The 12,516-nt window shown below is 28.8% G+C and carries 16 protein-coding genes and 1 tRNA gene; 6 read left to right on the top strand and 11 right to left on the bottom strand.

All coding sequences use genetic code 11. From position 1 onward, the window contains the following. Together DT059_RS01535 and DT059_RS01530 are read left to right on the top strand one after the other, a co-directional pair. On the top strand, positions 1-1,395 hold the full coding sequence (locus DT059_RS01535) for an NAD(P)(+) transhydrogenase (Re/Si-specific) subunit beta (protein WP_145596166.1): 1,395 nt from the start codon (positions 1-3) through the stop codon (positions 1,393-1,395). A 5-nt stretch (positions 1,396-1,400) separates the two neighbouring features. Then, entirely contained in the window at positions 1,401-2,099 is a 699-nt protein-coding gene (locus tag DT059_RS01530; RefSeq protein WP_145596164.1) for a transaldolase family protein, read from the top strand. Positions 2,100-2,105: 6 nt separating this feature from the next. Here the strand turns inward: DT059_RS01530 and DT059_RS01525 are convergent. From DT059_RS01525 to tkt, 11 genes are all read right to left on the bottom strand, one after another. Continuing rightward, positions 2,106-2,182: transfer RNA gene (locus DT059_RS01525), tRNA-Met, on the bottom strand. Positions 2,183-2,188: 6 nt separating this feature from the next. Further along, on the bottom strand, positions 2,189-2,383 hold the full coding sequence (gene rpsU / locus DT059_RS01520; RefSeq protein ID WP_075484443.1) for a 30S ribosomal protein S21: 195 nt from the start codon (positions 2,381-2,383) through the stop codon (positions 2,189-2,191). A gap of 63 nt (positions 2,384-2,446) precedes the next feature. Then, a complete protein-coding gene (locus tag DT059_RS01515) occupies positions 2,447-3,028 on the bottom strand; it encodes a cell cycle transcriptional regulator TrcR (protein ID WP_145596162.1) in 582 nt (193 codons plus the stop codon). Next, positions 3,029-3,259, bottom strand: a complete 231-nt coding sequence (gene rpmE, locus DT059_RS01510; RefSeq protein ID WP_145596160.1) for a 50S ribosomal protein L31 — start codon at positions 3,257-3,259, stop codon at positions 3,029-3,031. A gap of 35 nt (positions 3,260-3,294) precedes the next feature. Then, complete coding sequence (locus DT059_RS01505) at positions 3,295-4,035, bottom strand: inositol monophosphatase family protein (protein WP_145596158.1); 741 nt, start codon at positions 4,033-4,035, stop codon at positions 3,295-3,297. 1 nt (position 4,036) lies between these two features. Next, entirely contained in the window at positions 4,037-4,597 is a 561-nt protein-coding gene (gene efp / locus DT059_RS01500; protein WP_145596157.1) for an elongation factor P, read from the bottom strand. Then, complete coding sequence (gene thiE, locus DT059_RS01495; RefSeq protein WP_145598028.1) at positions 4,594-5,208, bottom strand: thiamine phosphate synthase; 615 nt, start codon at positions 5,206-5,208, stop codon at positions 4,594-4,596. Before thiE ends, efp begins: the two co-directional genes overlap by 4 nt. Next, the gene (locus DT059_RS01490; protein WP_145596155.1) at positions 5,195-6,205 is read right to left on the bottom strand and encodes a class I fructose-bisphosphate aldolase; all 1,011 of its coding nucleotides are present in this window, start codon (positions 6,203-6,205) and stop codon (positions 5,195-5,197) included. The genes thiE and DT059_RS01490 overlap by 14 nt, the downstream gene beginning before the upstream one ends. Before the next feature lies 1 nt (position 6,206). Further along, complete coding sequence (locus DT059_RS01485) at positions 6,207-7,385, bottom strand: phosphoglycerate kinase (protein ID WP_145596154.1); 1,179 nt, start codon at positions 7,383-7,385, stop codon at positions 6,207-6,209. After that, positions 7,385-8,392, bottom strand: a complete 1,008-nt coding sequence (gap, locus tag DT059_RS01480; RefSeq protein ID WP_145596152.1) for a type I glyceraldehyde-3-phosphate dehydrogenase — start codon at positions 8,390-8,392, stop codon at positions 7,385-7,387. Before gap ends, DT059_RS01485 begins: the two co-directional genes overlap by 1 nt. A 1-nt stretch (position 8,393) precedes the next feature. Continuing rightward, positions 8,394-10,352 carry a transketolase gene (gene tkt, locus DT059_RS01475; RefSeq protein WP_145596150.1) on the bottom strand — a complete coding sequence of 653 codons (1,959 nt, stop codon included), beginning with the start codon at positions 10,350-10,352 and terminating at the stop codon, positions 8,394-8,396. A 53-nt stretch (positions 10,353-10,405) separates the two neighbouring features. On the opposite strand from tkt, the gene DT059_RS01470 reads away from it, so the two are divergent. From DT059_RS01470 to DT059_RS01455, 4 genes are read left to right on the top strand one after another with little or no spacing between them, the layout of a single operon-like run. After that, positions 10,406-10,729, top strand: coding sequence for a 5-formyltetrahydrofolate cyclo-ligase (locus DT059_RS01470; RefSeq protein ID WP_145596148.1), 324 nt, complete (start codon positions 10,406-10,408; stop codon positions 10,727-10,729). Continuing rightward, positions 10,717-11,163: a cell division protein ZapA gene (gene zapA / locus DT059_RS01465; protein WP_023854316.1), complete on the top strand. Its 447-nt coding sequence runs from the start codon at positions 10,717-10,719 to the stop codon at positions 11,161-11,163. Before DT059_RS01470 ends, zapA begins: the two co-directional genes overlap by 13 nt. Before the next feature lie 4 nt (positions 11,164-11,167). Beyond that, positions 11,168-11,713: a 5-formyltetrahydrofolate cyclo-ligase gene (locus DT059_RS01460; RefSeq protein ID WP_145596146.1), complete on the top strand. Its 546-nt coding sequence runs from the start codon at positions 11,168-11,170 to the stop codon at positions 11,711-11,713. Continuing rightward, positions 11,710-12,513 (top strand): TIGR00282 family metallophosphoesterase, encoded by an 804-nt coding sequence (locus DT059_RS01455; protein ID WP_072090918.1) that lies wholly within the window; start codon positions 11,710-11,712, stop codon positions 12,511-12,513. Before DT059_RS01460 ends, DT059_RS01455 begins: the two co-directional genes overlap by 4 nt. Positions 12,514-12,516 lie beyond the last annotated feature (3 nt).

Here is a 12,516-nt window from a genome sequence, read left to right as displayed (position 1 = left end):
ATGTCTGCAAATTTTTCTGCAATTTTATATTTAATTTCAGGCGTATTATTTATCTTGGCTTTAAGAGGTTTATCATCTCCTGAAACTTCAAGACAAGGAAATTTATTCGGAATTATTGGAATGCTAATAGCCGTGACTGTTACATTTCTTTCAGTTGGAAATTTTTCATCAGGATTTATTTATGTTCTAATATTTTTGGCTATCGGTGGTAGCATAGGAGCATTTATTGCATATCGTATTCCAATGACAGCAATGCCAGAATTAGTGGCTGGCTTTCATAGTTTAGTTGGTCTTGCTGCAGTATTTGTTGCAATCTCAGCATTTATAAATCCTGCAGCCTTTAATTTAGGGACACCAGGAAATATTAAACTTGCAAGTTTAATAGAAATGGCCATAGGAGCAGCAGTTGGTGCAATTACCTTTTCTGGTTCTGTTATTGCATTTTTAAAATTACAAGGAATAATGTCTGGTGCACCTATCACTTTTAAAGGTCAGCATTTATTAAATGCACTATTATTAATATTGATTGTAATATTAACATTTTATCTTTGTTCAACTCAATCATCTAATTTATTTTGGATATTAATTGCAGTTTCTTTTTTAATAGGATTTTTAATTATCATTCCTATTGGTGGTGCTGATATGCCCGTTGTAATATCAATGTTGAATTCTTATTCAGGTTGGGCTGCGGCTGGAATTGGATTTACTTTAGAAAACACAGCTCTTATAATAACAGGTGCATTAGTTGGATCATCTGGAGCTATCCTTTCATATATTATGTGTAAGGGAATGAACAGATCATTCTTTAGTGTAATATTAGGTGGTTTTGGGGCTACAGATCAAACTACTGGAGGTCAAAGTAAAGAACAAAGACCAGTAAAAAGTGGTAATGCTGATGATGCAGCTTTTTTAATGAAAAATGCATCCTCAGTTATAATTGTTCCAGGATATGGAATGGCGGTTGCACAAGCACAACATGCTTTAAGAGAAATGGTAGATACACTTAAGAAAAATGACATTAAAGTGTCTTATGCTATACATCCAGTTGCCGGAAGGATGCCAGGACATATGAATGTTTTATTAGCAGAAGCAAATGTGCCTTATGATGAAGTTTTTGAATTAGAAGAGATAAACAATGATTTTGCTAATGCAGATGTTGCTTTTGTTATAGGTGCTAATGATGTTACCAACCCAGTTGCAAAAACAGATCCACAAAGTCCAATTTATGGAATGCCGGTTTTAGATGTAGAAAAATGTAAGTCAGTACTGTTTGTAAAAAGAAGCTTATCACCTGGATATGCAGGAATAGACAATGATTTATTCTATAAAGAAAATACCCTGATGTTGTTTGCAGATGCAAAAAAAATGACTGAAGATATTACTAAGAATTTGTAAATCATATGAGTACAAAGATTTTTTGCGACATTGCAGACATATCCTCAATAAAAAAATTTAATAATAAATCAATTGTAAAGGGGTTTACCACCAACCCAAGTTTGATGAGAAAAGCTGGTGCAAAAGATTATAAATCTTATTCTAAACAAATACTTAAAGTTTGTAAAAACAAGCCTATTTCTTTTGAAGTATTTGCTGATGATCAAGATTCTATGATTGAGCAAGGAAGAAAAATAAATAGTTGGGGTAAAAATGTGTATGTAAAAGTTCCAGTGGTTAATTCAAAAAATAAATTTTCAGGAAATGTAATAAAAGAGCTAAATAGTAATAATATTAAATTGAATATCACAGCAGTATATACAGCAAAGCAAACTGAAAAAATACTTAAGTTAATTAATAAAAAAACAAAAGTGATAATATCAATTTTTGCTGGAAGAGCAGGAGATACTGGAAAAGATCCAATCCCTGAATTTGTCAAAAGTATAAAATTAGCAAAAAATTATAAAAATGTAGAAATCTTATGGGCTAGTGTGAGAGAACCGTATAACTATTTGCAAGCTAAACAATTGGGCTGCCATATAATAACTATTCCTCCAGCTGTAATTGAGAAAATAGAAAAATTTGGAAAATCATTCAATCAGTTAACTATAGAAACAGTTAAGGCTTTCCTTGTTGATAGCAGAAAATCTAATTTTAAAATATAACTAAGTTGGTTGCGGGGGACGGATTTGAACCGCCGACCTTCAGGTTATGAGCCTGACGAGCTACCAGACTGCTCCACCCCGCGGTATTTTTAAATTCTATTTTTGAGTTTATTTAATTTCTTAACTCTTTTTATATTTTCTTGAAGAATTCTCTTTTTCTTTTCTGATGGTTTTTCATAAGTATTCTTTAATTTAATAACTTTAAAGAATCCATCTCTTTGAAGCTTTCTTTTTAAAACTCTCAAAGCTTGTTCAACATTATTATCTTTAACTTCTATTTTAATAACTACCTCCAAAAAAGCGCTTAGATAACACTTTTATAAATTTATGTCTATTAATTTTATTCATTATACAGATGCTTGGGTTGATTTATTTTGTTTTTCTTTTTCTTTTTTTTCTCTTTTTATTCTTCTTTCAGCTTTTTGAATAGCCTCAACCAAATCTTTTTGAGTGAACAAATTTAAAGCAACAGGATCTTTTGGGTTTAAATTATTATAATTCCAATAACTTTTATTTCTAATTGATGTTACAGAATTTTTAGTAATGCCTACCAACTTGGCTATTTGAGAATCTTTTAATATATTGTGTTGTTTAATTAACCATAAAGCAGAGTCGGGTTTATCTTGCCTTTTTGATAAAGGAATATATTTCTTTATTTTTTTTTCGTTATTTGAAATTTCAATATCACTGCTTTTAATATTTAATGCTCTATTTTCGTCTTTTGAAGATAGTTCAATTTCCTCTCTTGAAAGTTGACCAGATATAATGGGATTATATGCTTTAATACCCTTTGCCACTTCACCGTCTGCAATACCTTGTATTTCAACTTCATGTAATTTACAAAAATCTGCTATTTGCTTGAAAGTTAATGTGGTATTTTCTACTAACCATACGGCAGTTGCCATTGGCATTAAGGGTGCGTTTGACATTTAGCTATTTTTTTCTGATTTAAAGTTTTGGAATTTTTTATTGAATTTACTTATTCTACCTTTATCCATTAGTTTTTGTTTTCCACCAGTCCAGGCTGCATGAGATTTAGGGTCTATTTCTAATTTTAATATATCCCCCTCAGCACCCCAAGTTGATTTAGTTTCAAATTGAGTGCCATCAGTCATTTCAACCTTAATAGTGTGGTAGTTTGGGTGTATGTCTTTTTTCATATCGAGACTTATAGCAAAAGAAACTTAGAACACAATTAAAAGTTCTTTAAATTTTCGAGCATTTTATCATTAATTGCACCACTTGATGCTCGAATATCTATATTATTATGATCGAATTTATCTAAATCATTAACTATTCCACCTGCCTCCTCTACTAACAAGGCTCCTGCTGCTACATCCCAGATATTAATTTTATTATGAAAAAAACCATCTAATCTACCTGAAGCTACATAAGCCAAGTCTAAAGCTGCACATCCGCTACATCTCATATTCAAATTGCTGAATTTGACTCCTTCATGATTACTAGAAAACAAACATTCATCTATTAAGTTTTTATTTGATACTCGTAATCTTTGATTATTTAGATAAGCTCCTTTATTTTTTTCTGCATAAAACATTTCATCTTTAATAGGATCATAAATTAAACCACAAATTATCTCTTTTTTAGATTCAAGAGCTAAACAAATTGCAAAATGAGGAATGCCATGTAAAAAATTTGTTGTACCATCTATTGGGTCAATAATCCAAATATTATCTTTATCTTTGTTTTTAATTGAACCAACTTCTTCTGATAAAAAAGAATAATTTTTTTTGGTTTTAGAAAGTTCTTCAATTAGAATTTTTTCTACATGTTTGTCAGTTTTTGTAACAAAATCTCGAGGTCCTTTTTTAGATACTTGTAGTTTTTCTACTTCTCCAAAATCTCTTATCACAGACTTCGAGGCTTTTTCAGCCGCTTTAATCATAATATTTAAATTTGAAGATATAGAGATCATTTTAGATTTTTTTAATGTATTCTAAATTTCTAGTATCAACTACGATTTCATCACCTGCTTCAATGAACGGAGGAACTTGAATGTTTAAACCATTATCAAGAGTTGCTGGTTTATAAGATGATGATACAGTTTGTCCTTTAAGAGCTGCATCAGTAGTTTCAATTTTACACTGTACTTGGTTAGGTAATTCAATTGATAATGGGTTTTCATTATAAAAACTTACAGAAACTTGTAAGTTTTCAGTTAAAAGTTTTCCCTTATCACCTACAGTTTCTTTTTTTATTTCTATTTGTTCAAATGTTTTTGGATCCATAAAAAAATAATTAGCTTCATCACTATAAAGATAACTGAAAGTAGTTTCCTCCAATGATGCTTTTTCTACTGTTTCACTTGATCTAAATCTTTCATTTAACTTTGTATTTTTGTTTAAGCTTTTCATTTCAACTTGTGCAAATGCGCCACCTTTTCCTGGTTTTACATGTTGGGTTTTCAAAACTTGCCATAAATCATTTTTATATTCTAAGAGCATTCCAACTCTTATTTCTCCAGCATTAATTTTCATTTTAATCTTTCTATAGCTTGTAACGGTTTATATTTTTTATTTTTCCAAATGTAGCCTGAGATAGCTAAAAAATTCGCATTATTCAATAATAGATTTTTATAATTAACAGCATTAATTCCACCAATAGCTACTAATGGAGTTTTTGAAAATTTTTTAACTTTATTCAATATCTTTACTGAGGCTACATGCCTAGTTTTTTTAGTTTTAGATTGATTAAAAGCACCAAAGGCAATGTAATCAGCTTTAGCTTTAATTGCTTTTTTTGCTAAATTCACAGAATTATGACAAGTAATCCCTATAATTTTTTTACCAAGTATTTTTTTTGCTATATAAATATTCATATCTTTTTGACCTAGATGGCAACCATCTGCATTTAGTTTTAAAGCAAGTAAAGGATCATCGTTAATTATAAATTTTACTTTATTTTTTTTACAAATATTTTTAATTTTTTTCCCAATTATAATTTTCTTTTTAAGTGAGTAATTTTTAAGTCTAAGTTGAAAAAAACTTACTTTTTTTGTTTTAAGAACTAATTTTAGATTTTTATAGAAAGAATTAGGAATTTTGTTAGGAGAAATAAGATAAATAAATTTTTTTTTACTTATTTTCAAGCTCACTAGACCATTTTCCTTGAGCAGCTAAGGTGCACATTTTAGCTCTATGATTAAAAGTAGTTTGAGTTGCTTCTACATTTTTAATATCATTAGACCAAACTTTTAAAGCACTTTGCTGAAGAGCTCTTCCATATGAATAGGTCATTATAAAATTAGTATTGTTGTTTTTATTTATTAAATTTAAATTTTCTGTAGCTTCAATTTCAGATTGCCCTCCAGATAAAAAAGCTATTCCAGGAACTTCATTAGGTACACAATTTTTAAGGCATTCCAACGTTTTGATAGAAACTTCTTCACTAGAAATTTTATTTTCTGAAAGGTTGCCAGACAAAATCATATTCGGTTTTAAAATAATTCCAGATAAATCAACTTTGTGTAAAATAAGTTCCTCAAAACATTTTTTAATTACTTCTGATGTTTTATTAAAACAAACTTCTGCAGAATGGTTTCCATTCATTAATACCTCGGGTTCTACTATTGGAACCATTCCATTTTCTTGAACTAGTGCAGAGTATCTAGCAAGTGCATGAGCATTACTACTTATTGCCAGTTTACTTGGATAATTTTCACCAATAGAATAGACGCCTCTCCATTTTGTAAATCTTGCTCCAAGATCATAATATTTTTTTAATCTATCTCTAAGGCCATCTAATCCTTCTGTAACTTTTTCTTTAGTAGAATTTGCTAAATCTTTTGCACCAGTATCAACTTTAATTCCAGGAACTGCACCTGAACTAGATATTAAATTTGTTATTGATTCTCCTGAGCTTGAAATTTGATTGATTGTTTCATCGTAAAGAATAACTCCACCTATGCAATCCTTCATTCCATCAGATGAAAAAAGAATTTCTCTGAAGGAAAGCCTATTTTCTGGTGTTGATTTGACATTTACTGCTTCAAGTCTTTTTGTCATAGTTCCATTGCTTTCATCAGCCGCAAGTATACCTTTACCGTTAGAAATTATTTTAAGTGCAATTTTATTTAATTCAGACATTTTAATTTAATGCAGTTATACCAGGAAGGTTTTTACCTTCAAGATATTCTAAAAAAGCTCCACCTGCAGTTGAAACAAAATTAAACTCATTAACAGCTTTTAAATTATTTAATAAAGAAACTGTGTCTCCACCTCCAGCAACTGAAAAAATTTTCTTTGCTTTGTTATTTTCAATTATTTTTTTTGCTATTTGAATACTTCCATAAGCAAAATTTGGATTTTCAAAATATCCAGCGGGTCCATTCCAAAGTATAGTTTTACTGTTATCAATAATTTTTGTTATTTTTTTTATAGTTTTTGGACCAATATCTAATATCATTTCATCAGATAATACTTCGTTCAACTCTTTATTTTGAGGAGATCCATTTAAGTCTCTAGATACAATCACATCTTCTGGATAGATTATTTTACATTTTTCTTTTTTTGAAATAGAGATGATTTCTTCAAGTATTTTATCACAATTTTTTTCTTTAATAGATTTTCCAACATTATTTCCAAAATATTCTATAAAATTATTAGCCATACCCCCAACAATTATAATATTGTCAAATTTAGGAATTAAATTTTTAATAACATTAATCTTAGTTGAAATTTTTGATCCTCCAATAATACAAGTAATTGGTCTAGTTATTTCAGAAGTTATTTTATTAAGCGCATTTACTTCCAAGTCTAATTGCAACCCAGAAAACGAGGGTAAGAATTTTGGAATTTCATAAATTGAGGCATGAGCTCTATGCGAACAAGAGAAAGCATCATTGACATATATATCTCCAAAATTTGATATCAGTTCAGCAAACTTATTGTCATTTTGCTCTTCTTCTGAATAAAATCTAATATTTTCTAAAACAAAAACATCTTCATTATAGTCACTGAAGAAATTTTTACTTTTTATTTCTTTAATATTTTCTTTAATAAGTTTTACTTTTTTTTTTAATTTATTTTGCAATTCTTCACAAATTGGTTTTAGGGAGAGCTCTTTAACAATTTTACCTTTTGGTCTTCCAACATGAGATAAAATTATAATTTTAGCTTTTTGTTTAATCAAAAAATTTAATGTAGGAAGAATTTTATCAATCCTTGTTGTGTCTGTTATCTTGTCTCTTTCCAAAGGGACATTCAAATCTAGTCTTAATAATATTTTTTTATTGTTTAGATTTTTTTCGTTTATAATGCTTCTCATTAAGAGATTTTATGCAAAGTTTCTGCGATATCACACATTCTATTAGAAAAGCCCCACTCATTATCATACCAGGCTGATATTTTACCCATATTACTTCCAACTACATTTGTTAAAGAAGCATCTACTATTGCGGAAGCAGGATTATGATTAAAATCTATAGATACTAATTTTTCATGAGTAACTTCTAAGATGTTTTTTAATCTATTTTTTGATGCTTGTTCAAAGGCATCATTAATTTTTTTTATATTGATATCTTTTTTTGTACAAAAAACTAATTCAACAAGAGAAACATTAGGAGTGGGCACCCTCATCGCAACACCTTCTAGTTTCCCTTTTAGGTTTGGTATTATTTCTCCTATTGCTTTCGAAGCTCCTGTTGAGGTAGGAACTATTGATTGACTCGCTGATCTTGCTCTTCTTGGATCTTTGTGTGAATTATCTAAAATTCTCTGATCGCTAGTAAACGCATGAATTGTAGTCATAAAACCTTTTTCAATTTCAAATTTTTCATCAAGAATGCTGGTTACTGGTGCTAGACAATTGGTGGTACACGACGCTGCAGATATTATTTTATCCTCTTTTGTAATTATATTTTCATTAACACCAAATACTATTGTTTTATCAGCATTTTTACATGGAGCAGAAACGATCACTTTTTTTGCACCATTTTCTATATGAGCAAGAAGTTTTTCTTTTGAATTAAATTTTCCAGTACATTCGAAAACATAATCAACATCATGTTTTTTCCAATTTATGTCTTCAATTTTTGTTTCTTGAGAAAATGTAATTTTATTTTTATTAATTATCAAATGATTTGGATCATAATCTAAATCAGCATTTAATTTTCCATGTATAGAATCATATTTGATTAATTTAGATGTAGTTTCTGAATTTGACCTGTTGTTTATATGATTAATTTTTAAATTTTTATTTTTACTTTCGACAATTGATCTAACAACCATACGACCAATCCGTCCCATTCCATTAATTCCTATTTTAATTGTCATTTTATTTATTTAATAATTTTTTAGTGACATTTTTAATGTTTGTACTCTCTAGTCCAAAATATTTATAAATATCTTTATAGGGTGCACTTTTTCCGAATTCATCAATTCCAAAAGCAATACCGTTATCCCCTACATATTTTTTCCAACAATCGCTTGATCCAGCTTCAATGGATATTTTAAATTTTGTTTCTTCTAAAATTTTATTTTTATAAGATTTTGATTGTAATTCAAAAAGTTCCATACAAGGCATTGATATCACTTTGGAATATATTTTATCTTTGGCTAATTTATGGCTAACCTCTAACGCTAGATTAACTTCAGATCCACTCGCTAATATTGTTAGATTAATTTTTTTATTTGTTCTTAAAACCTCATAAGCACCTAATGAGCATAAGTTTTTATTTGGGTATGTTTTTCTTACTGGATTTAAATTTTGCCTTGTTAAAGATAGCACGCTAGGTGTTTTTGAGCTTTTTAATGCATGTTCCCAACACTCGATAGTTTCAATTCTATCTGCAGGTCTGAATACATTTAGGTTAGGTATAGCACGTAAGCCCGAAAGCTGTTCTATAGGTTGATGGGTAGGGCCATCTTCTCCGAGCCCAATAGAGTCATGTGTCATTACATAAATGACTCTTTTTTTCATTAAGGCAGATAATCTGATCGAAGGTTTGCAATAATCAGAAAATATTAAAAAAGTACCTCCATAAGGAATTAGATGACTGTGAAGTGCGATACCATTCATAATTCCACTCATTGCGTGTTCTCTTACTCCGTAGTGAATGTAGTCACCAGTAAAATCTCCAGGTTTAATTATTTTATGGTTTTTAGTTTTTGTATTATTTGATCCAGCTAAATCAGCAGAGCCACCAATTAAATTATTTTTTTGTTTTGTTAATGCATTCAATGTCATTTCTGAACATTTTCTAGTAGCTAAACTTTTTGGTTCCTTTATTGCATTCTCTTTTTCTTTCTTAAGCACCGCAGTAAAGTTATTTTTTAAAGTTTGATTAAATTTTATTTTTTTTCTTTTTAATACTTTGTTCCATTTTTTTTCTAAAATTTCACCTCTTTTGCCAATTTTTCTCCATTCATTTAAAATTTTATTTGGGATATCAAAGGGTTTGGTTTTCCAATTTAAGGCTTTTCTCACAAGCTTGATTTCATCTGCTCCCAATGGACTTCCATGGGACGATGCTTTTCCTGATTTATTCGGTGAACCATATCCAATCTTTGTTTTACAAGAAATCACAGTAGGTTTTTTAGTTTTTTGAACTTTTTTTAGTGCTTTAAAAATTTCTTTTTCATTATGACCGTTGATAGAAATATAATCCCAACCATATCCTTCAAATCTTTTTTTAAAATTATCTGAAACTGCAAGATTTGTTGGACCATCGATTGAAATTGAGTTGTTATCAAATAGCATAACTAAATTTTTAAGTTTTAAATGTCCCGCTAAACTCATCGCTTCATGACTTATTCCTTCCATTAAGCATCCATCTCCAGCTAAAACATAAGTTTTGTGATTAATTAAATCTTTACCTAATTTATTTTTTAAAATTTCTTCAGCTATTGCAAAACCAACTGCATTAGATATACCTTGCCCAAGAGGACCTGTTGTAGTTTCAATACCTGTTTTCGGATGATATTCAGGATGTCCAGCACAAATAGAATTAAGCTGCCTAAATTTTTTAATATTATTAATTGATATGCTTTTATATCCAGTTAGGTAAAGCAAAGAATATAAAAGCATAGAGCCATGACCAGCAGACAAAACAAATCTATCTCTATTCAACCAATCTGGATTCTTTGGATTAAATCTTAAAAAATTTTTGAATAACACTGTTGCAACATCTGCCATCCCCATTGGCATTCCCGGGTGACCTGAATTTGCTTTTTGAACAGCATCAATTGATAAAAATCTGATGCAATTAGCTAAATCATTGTGTAGTTTGCTCAAAATTATCCTGACTAGACTAAGAAGAATCTATTTAATAATATAAACATATATATATGAATTCTATAAACGAAAAAGAAAAAAAATTAAATATTGCATTAGAGGAATTAAAAAATTTAGATCTAACAAATCCTGAATTACAAAAAAATATCGAAAATTTAAGCACAAAACAAAATCAATTAGAAATTGAAAAAACACAGATTGAGGAAAAATATAAAACGTTACTCGAGGAACATGAAAATCTATCAAAAAAACTTGAGGATTTAAAAAACAAAGAAAAGTTGGAAGAAAGAAAACAAATTGAATTTTCTGAAAAAATTGATGAACTTAATCAAGAAACTGACACACTATTGGATGAAATAGATAAATGGCAAATGTAAGTATAAAATTTAACAACAAAGAGTTTTTGCTTGCCTGTGAAGATGGACAAGAGGAGCACCTAGAAGAATTGTTAATTCAGATTAACAAAAAGTTTAATAATTTAAAAAATGATTTGGGAAATCTAGGTGAAAATAAATTATTATTAATTACAGCTGTAAAAATAATGGATGAATATTATGAAACTAAGAAAAAAGTAGATCAAAAAAAAGAAGAATTAAACGATCTATCAAAAAAATTTAAAGAATTAAAATCTCTAATTTACGATTATAGGGACACAAAAGAATCTGAAATTGAAAAACTAAATCTTGATCATGAAAATTTAAAACAAGAAATTGACGATAATCAAAAAAAATACGAAAATTTAATTGATGAAGCTGCTGATCAAATATCAAATTTTGTAAAAAAAGCAAAATTAGAAAACATTTCAAAGTAGGTCTGTGAATAAATCTAAGCTAAGAAGTAAAATTTTAAATCTTAGAAAAAAAAATTTGAATAAAAAGCTTAGTCTCAATCCTGACAGAATTTATCGATTTTTAAAAAAAAATAAAATTAATTTCAAAAATGTAGGAGGGTATTACCCTTGTAATTATGAAATGGATGACTTGGATACGCTTTATTTTTTAAGAAACAAAAAGGCAAATATTTCCTTACCAATAATTAGAGAAAATAACCAAATGGATTTTTTTGAATGGACAAATAAAGATCCTTTAAAAATTAATAAGTATGGAATTGCTGAGCCAACTTTAGGAAAGAAAATTTACCCAGATATAATATTTGTTCCTTTAGTAGCTTATGATGATGATTTGAATAGACTGGGCTATGGTGGAGGATTTTATGATCGTTATTTAGAAAAAGTATCTAAAATTAAAAAAATATTTAAAATTGGATTAGGATTTTCATACCAGGAGATAAAAAAAATACCTATCAATAAGTATGATAAAAAACTTGATTTAATAATAACCGAGAAAAAAATTATACAATGAGAATTTTATTTTTAGGAGATGTTGTTGGAATTTCAGGATGTTCAAAATTAACAAGTAATTTATTAAATGAAATTGACAAAAATAAAATCGATTTTGTAATAGTAAACGGTGAAAATGCAGCAGTTCAAGGTGTAGGGCTAACTAAAGAAATATGTAAGGATTTTTTTAATTGTGGAGTTGATGTTATTACAACCGGCAATCATGTTTGGGATCAAAAAGAAATTATGGAATTTATTGATAAAGAAGAAAGATTATTAAGACCTAAGAATTTATTTGAACCTGCACCAGGAAAAGGTTTTCAGATTTATAAAATAAAGAATGATATAAAAATTGGAGTTCTTAATCTGATGGGTAACGTTTTTATGAAAAAGTGTGAAGATGTTTTTGAAGCTTCTCAAAAATTTTTAAAAGAAAATGAAATGAAAAAGGATTTTGATTTACTTGTAGTTGATTTCCATGGTGAAATTACTAGCGAAAAAAATGCTATAGGACATCTATTTGATGGAAAGGCAACTCTCGTGGTTGGAACCCATACTCATATCCCAACAAATGATGCCAGAATACTTAATAATGGCACTGGATATCAAACCGATGCAGGTATGTGTGGGGATTATGATTCAGTGATTGGAATGAATAAAGAAAATTCCTTGAATAGATTTTTAAAAAAGAATTCAGTGAAACACTTTCCCGCTACTGGAGATGCTACTTTGTGTGGTGTTATAGTAGATTGTGATATAAAAACAGGTTTAGCAATAGACATCAAAAGCTATGTATACGGAGATCAACTAAAAAATATTTAAAGA

It is taken from the genome of Candidatus Pelagibacter sp. FZCC0015, from assembly GCF_007833635.1.
Classification (GTDB): Bacteria; Pseudomonadota; Alphaproteobacteria; order Pelagibacterales; family Pelagibacteraceae; genus Pelagibacter.
This window is presented reverse-complemented; position numbering and strand designations above follow the sequence as displayed.

Excerpts from the sequence above, each read along its gene's own strand:
- DT059_RS01535 (WP_145596166.1), top strand. The coding sequence starts at position 1 with ATGTCTGCAAATTTTTCTGCAATTTTATATTTAATTTCAGGCGTATTA.
- DT059_RS01530 (WP_145596164.1), top strand. The coding sequence starts at position 1,401 with ATGAGTACAAAGATTTTTTGCGACATTGCAGACATATCCTCAATAAAA.
- DT059_RS01515 (WP_145596162.1), bottom strand. The coding sequence starts at position 3,028 with ATGTCAAACGCACCCTTAATGCCAATGGCAACTGCCGTATGGTTAGTA.
- rpmE (WP_145596160.1), bottom strand. The coding sequence starts at position 3,259 with ATGAAAAAAGACATACACCCAAACTACCACACTATTAAGGTTGAAATG.
- DT059_RS01505 (WP_145596158.1), bottom strand. The coding sequence starts at position 4,035 with ATGATCTCTATATCTTCAAATTTAAATATTATGATTAAAGCGGCTGAA.
- efp (WP_145596157.1), bottom strand. The coding sequence starts at position 4,597 with ATGAAAATTAATGCTGGAGAAATAAGAGTTGGAATGCTCTTAGAATAT.
- DT059_RS01490 (WP_145596155.1), bottom strand. The coding sequence starts at position 6,205 with ATGTCTGAATTAAATAAAATTGCACTTAAAATAATTTCTAACGGTAAA.
- DT059_RS01485 (WP_145596154.1), bottom strand. The coding sequence starts at position 7,385 with ATGAGAAGCATTATAAACGAAAAAAATCTAAACAATAAAAAAATATTA.
- gap (WP_145596152.1), bottom strand. The coding sequence starts at position 8,392 with ATGACAATTAAAATAGGAATTAATGGAATGGGACGGATTGGTCGTATG.
- DT059_RS01470 (WP_145596148.1), top strand. The coding sequence starts at position 10,406 with ATGAATTCTATAAACGAAAAAGAAAAAAAATTAAATATTGCATTAGAG.
- zapA (WP_023854316.1), top strand. The coding sequence starts at position 10,717 with ATGGCAAATGTAAGTATAAAATTTAACAACAAAGAGTTTTTGCTTGCC.
- DT059_RS01455 (WP_072090918.1), top strand. The coding sequence starts at position 11,710 with ATGAGAATTTTATTTTTAGGAGATGTTGTTGGAATTTCAGGATGTTCA.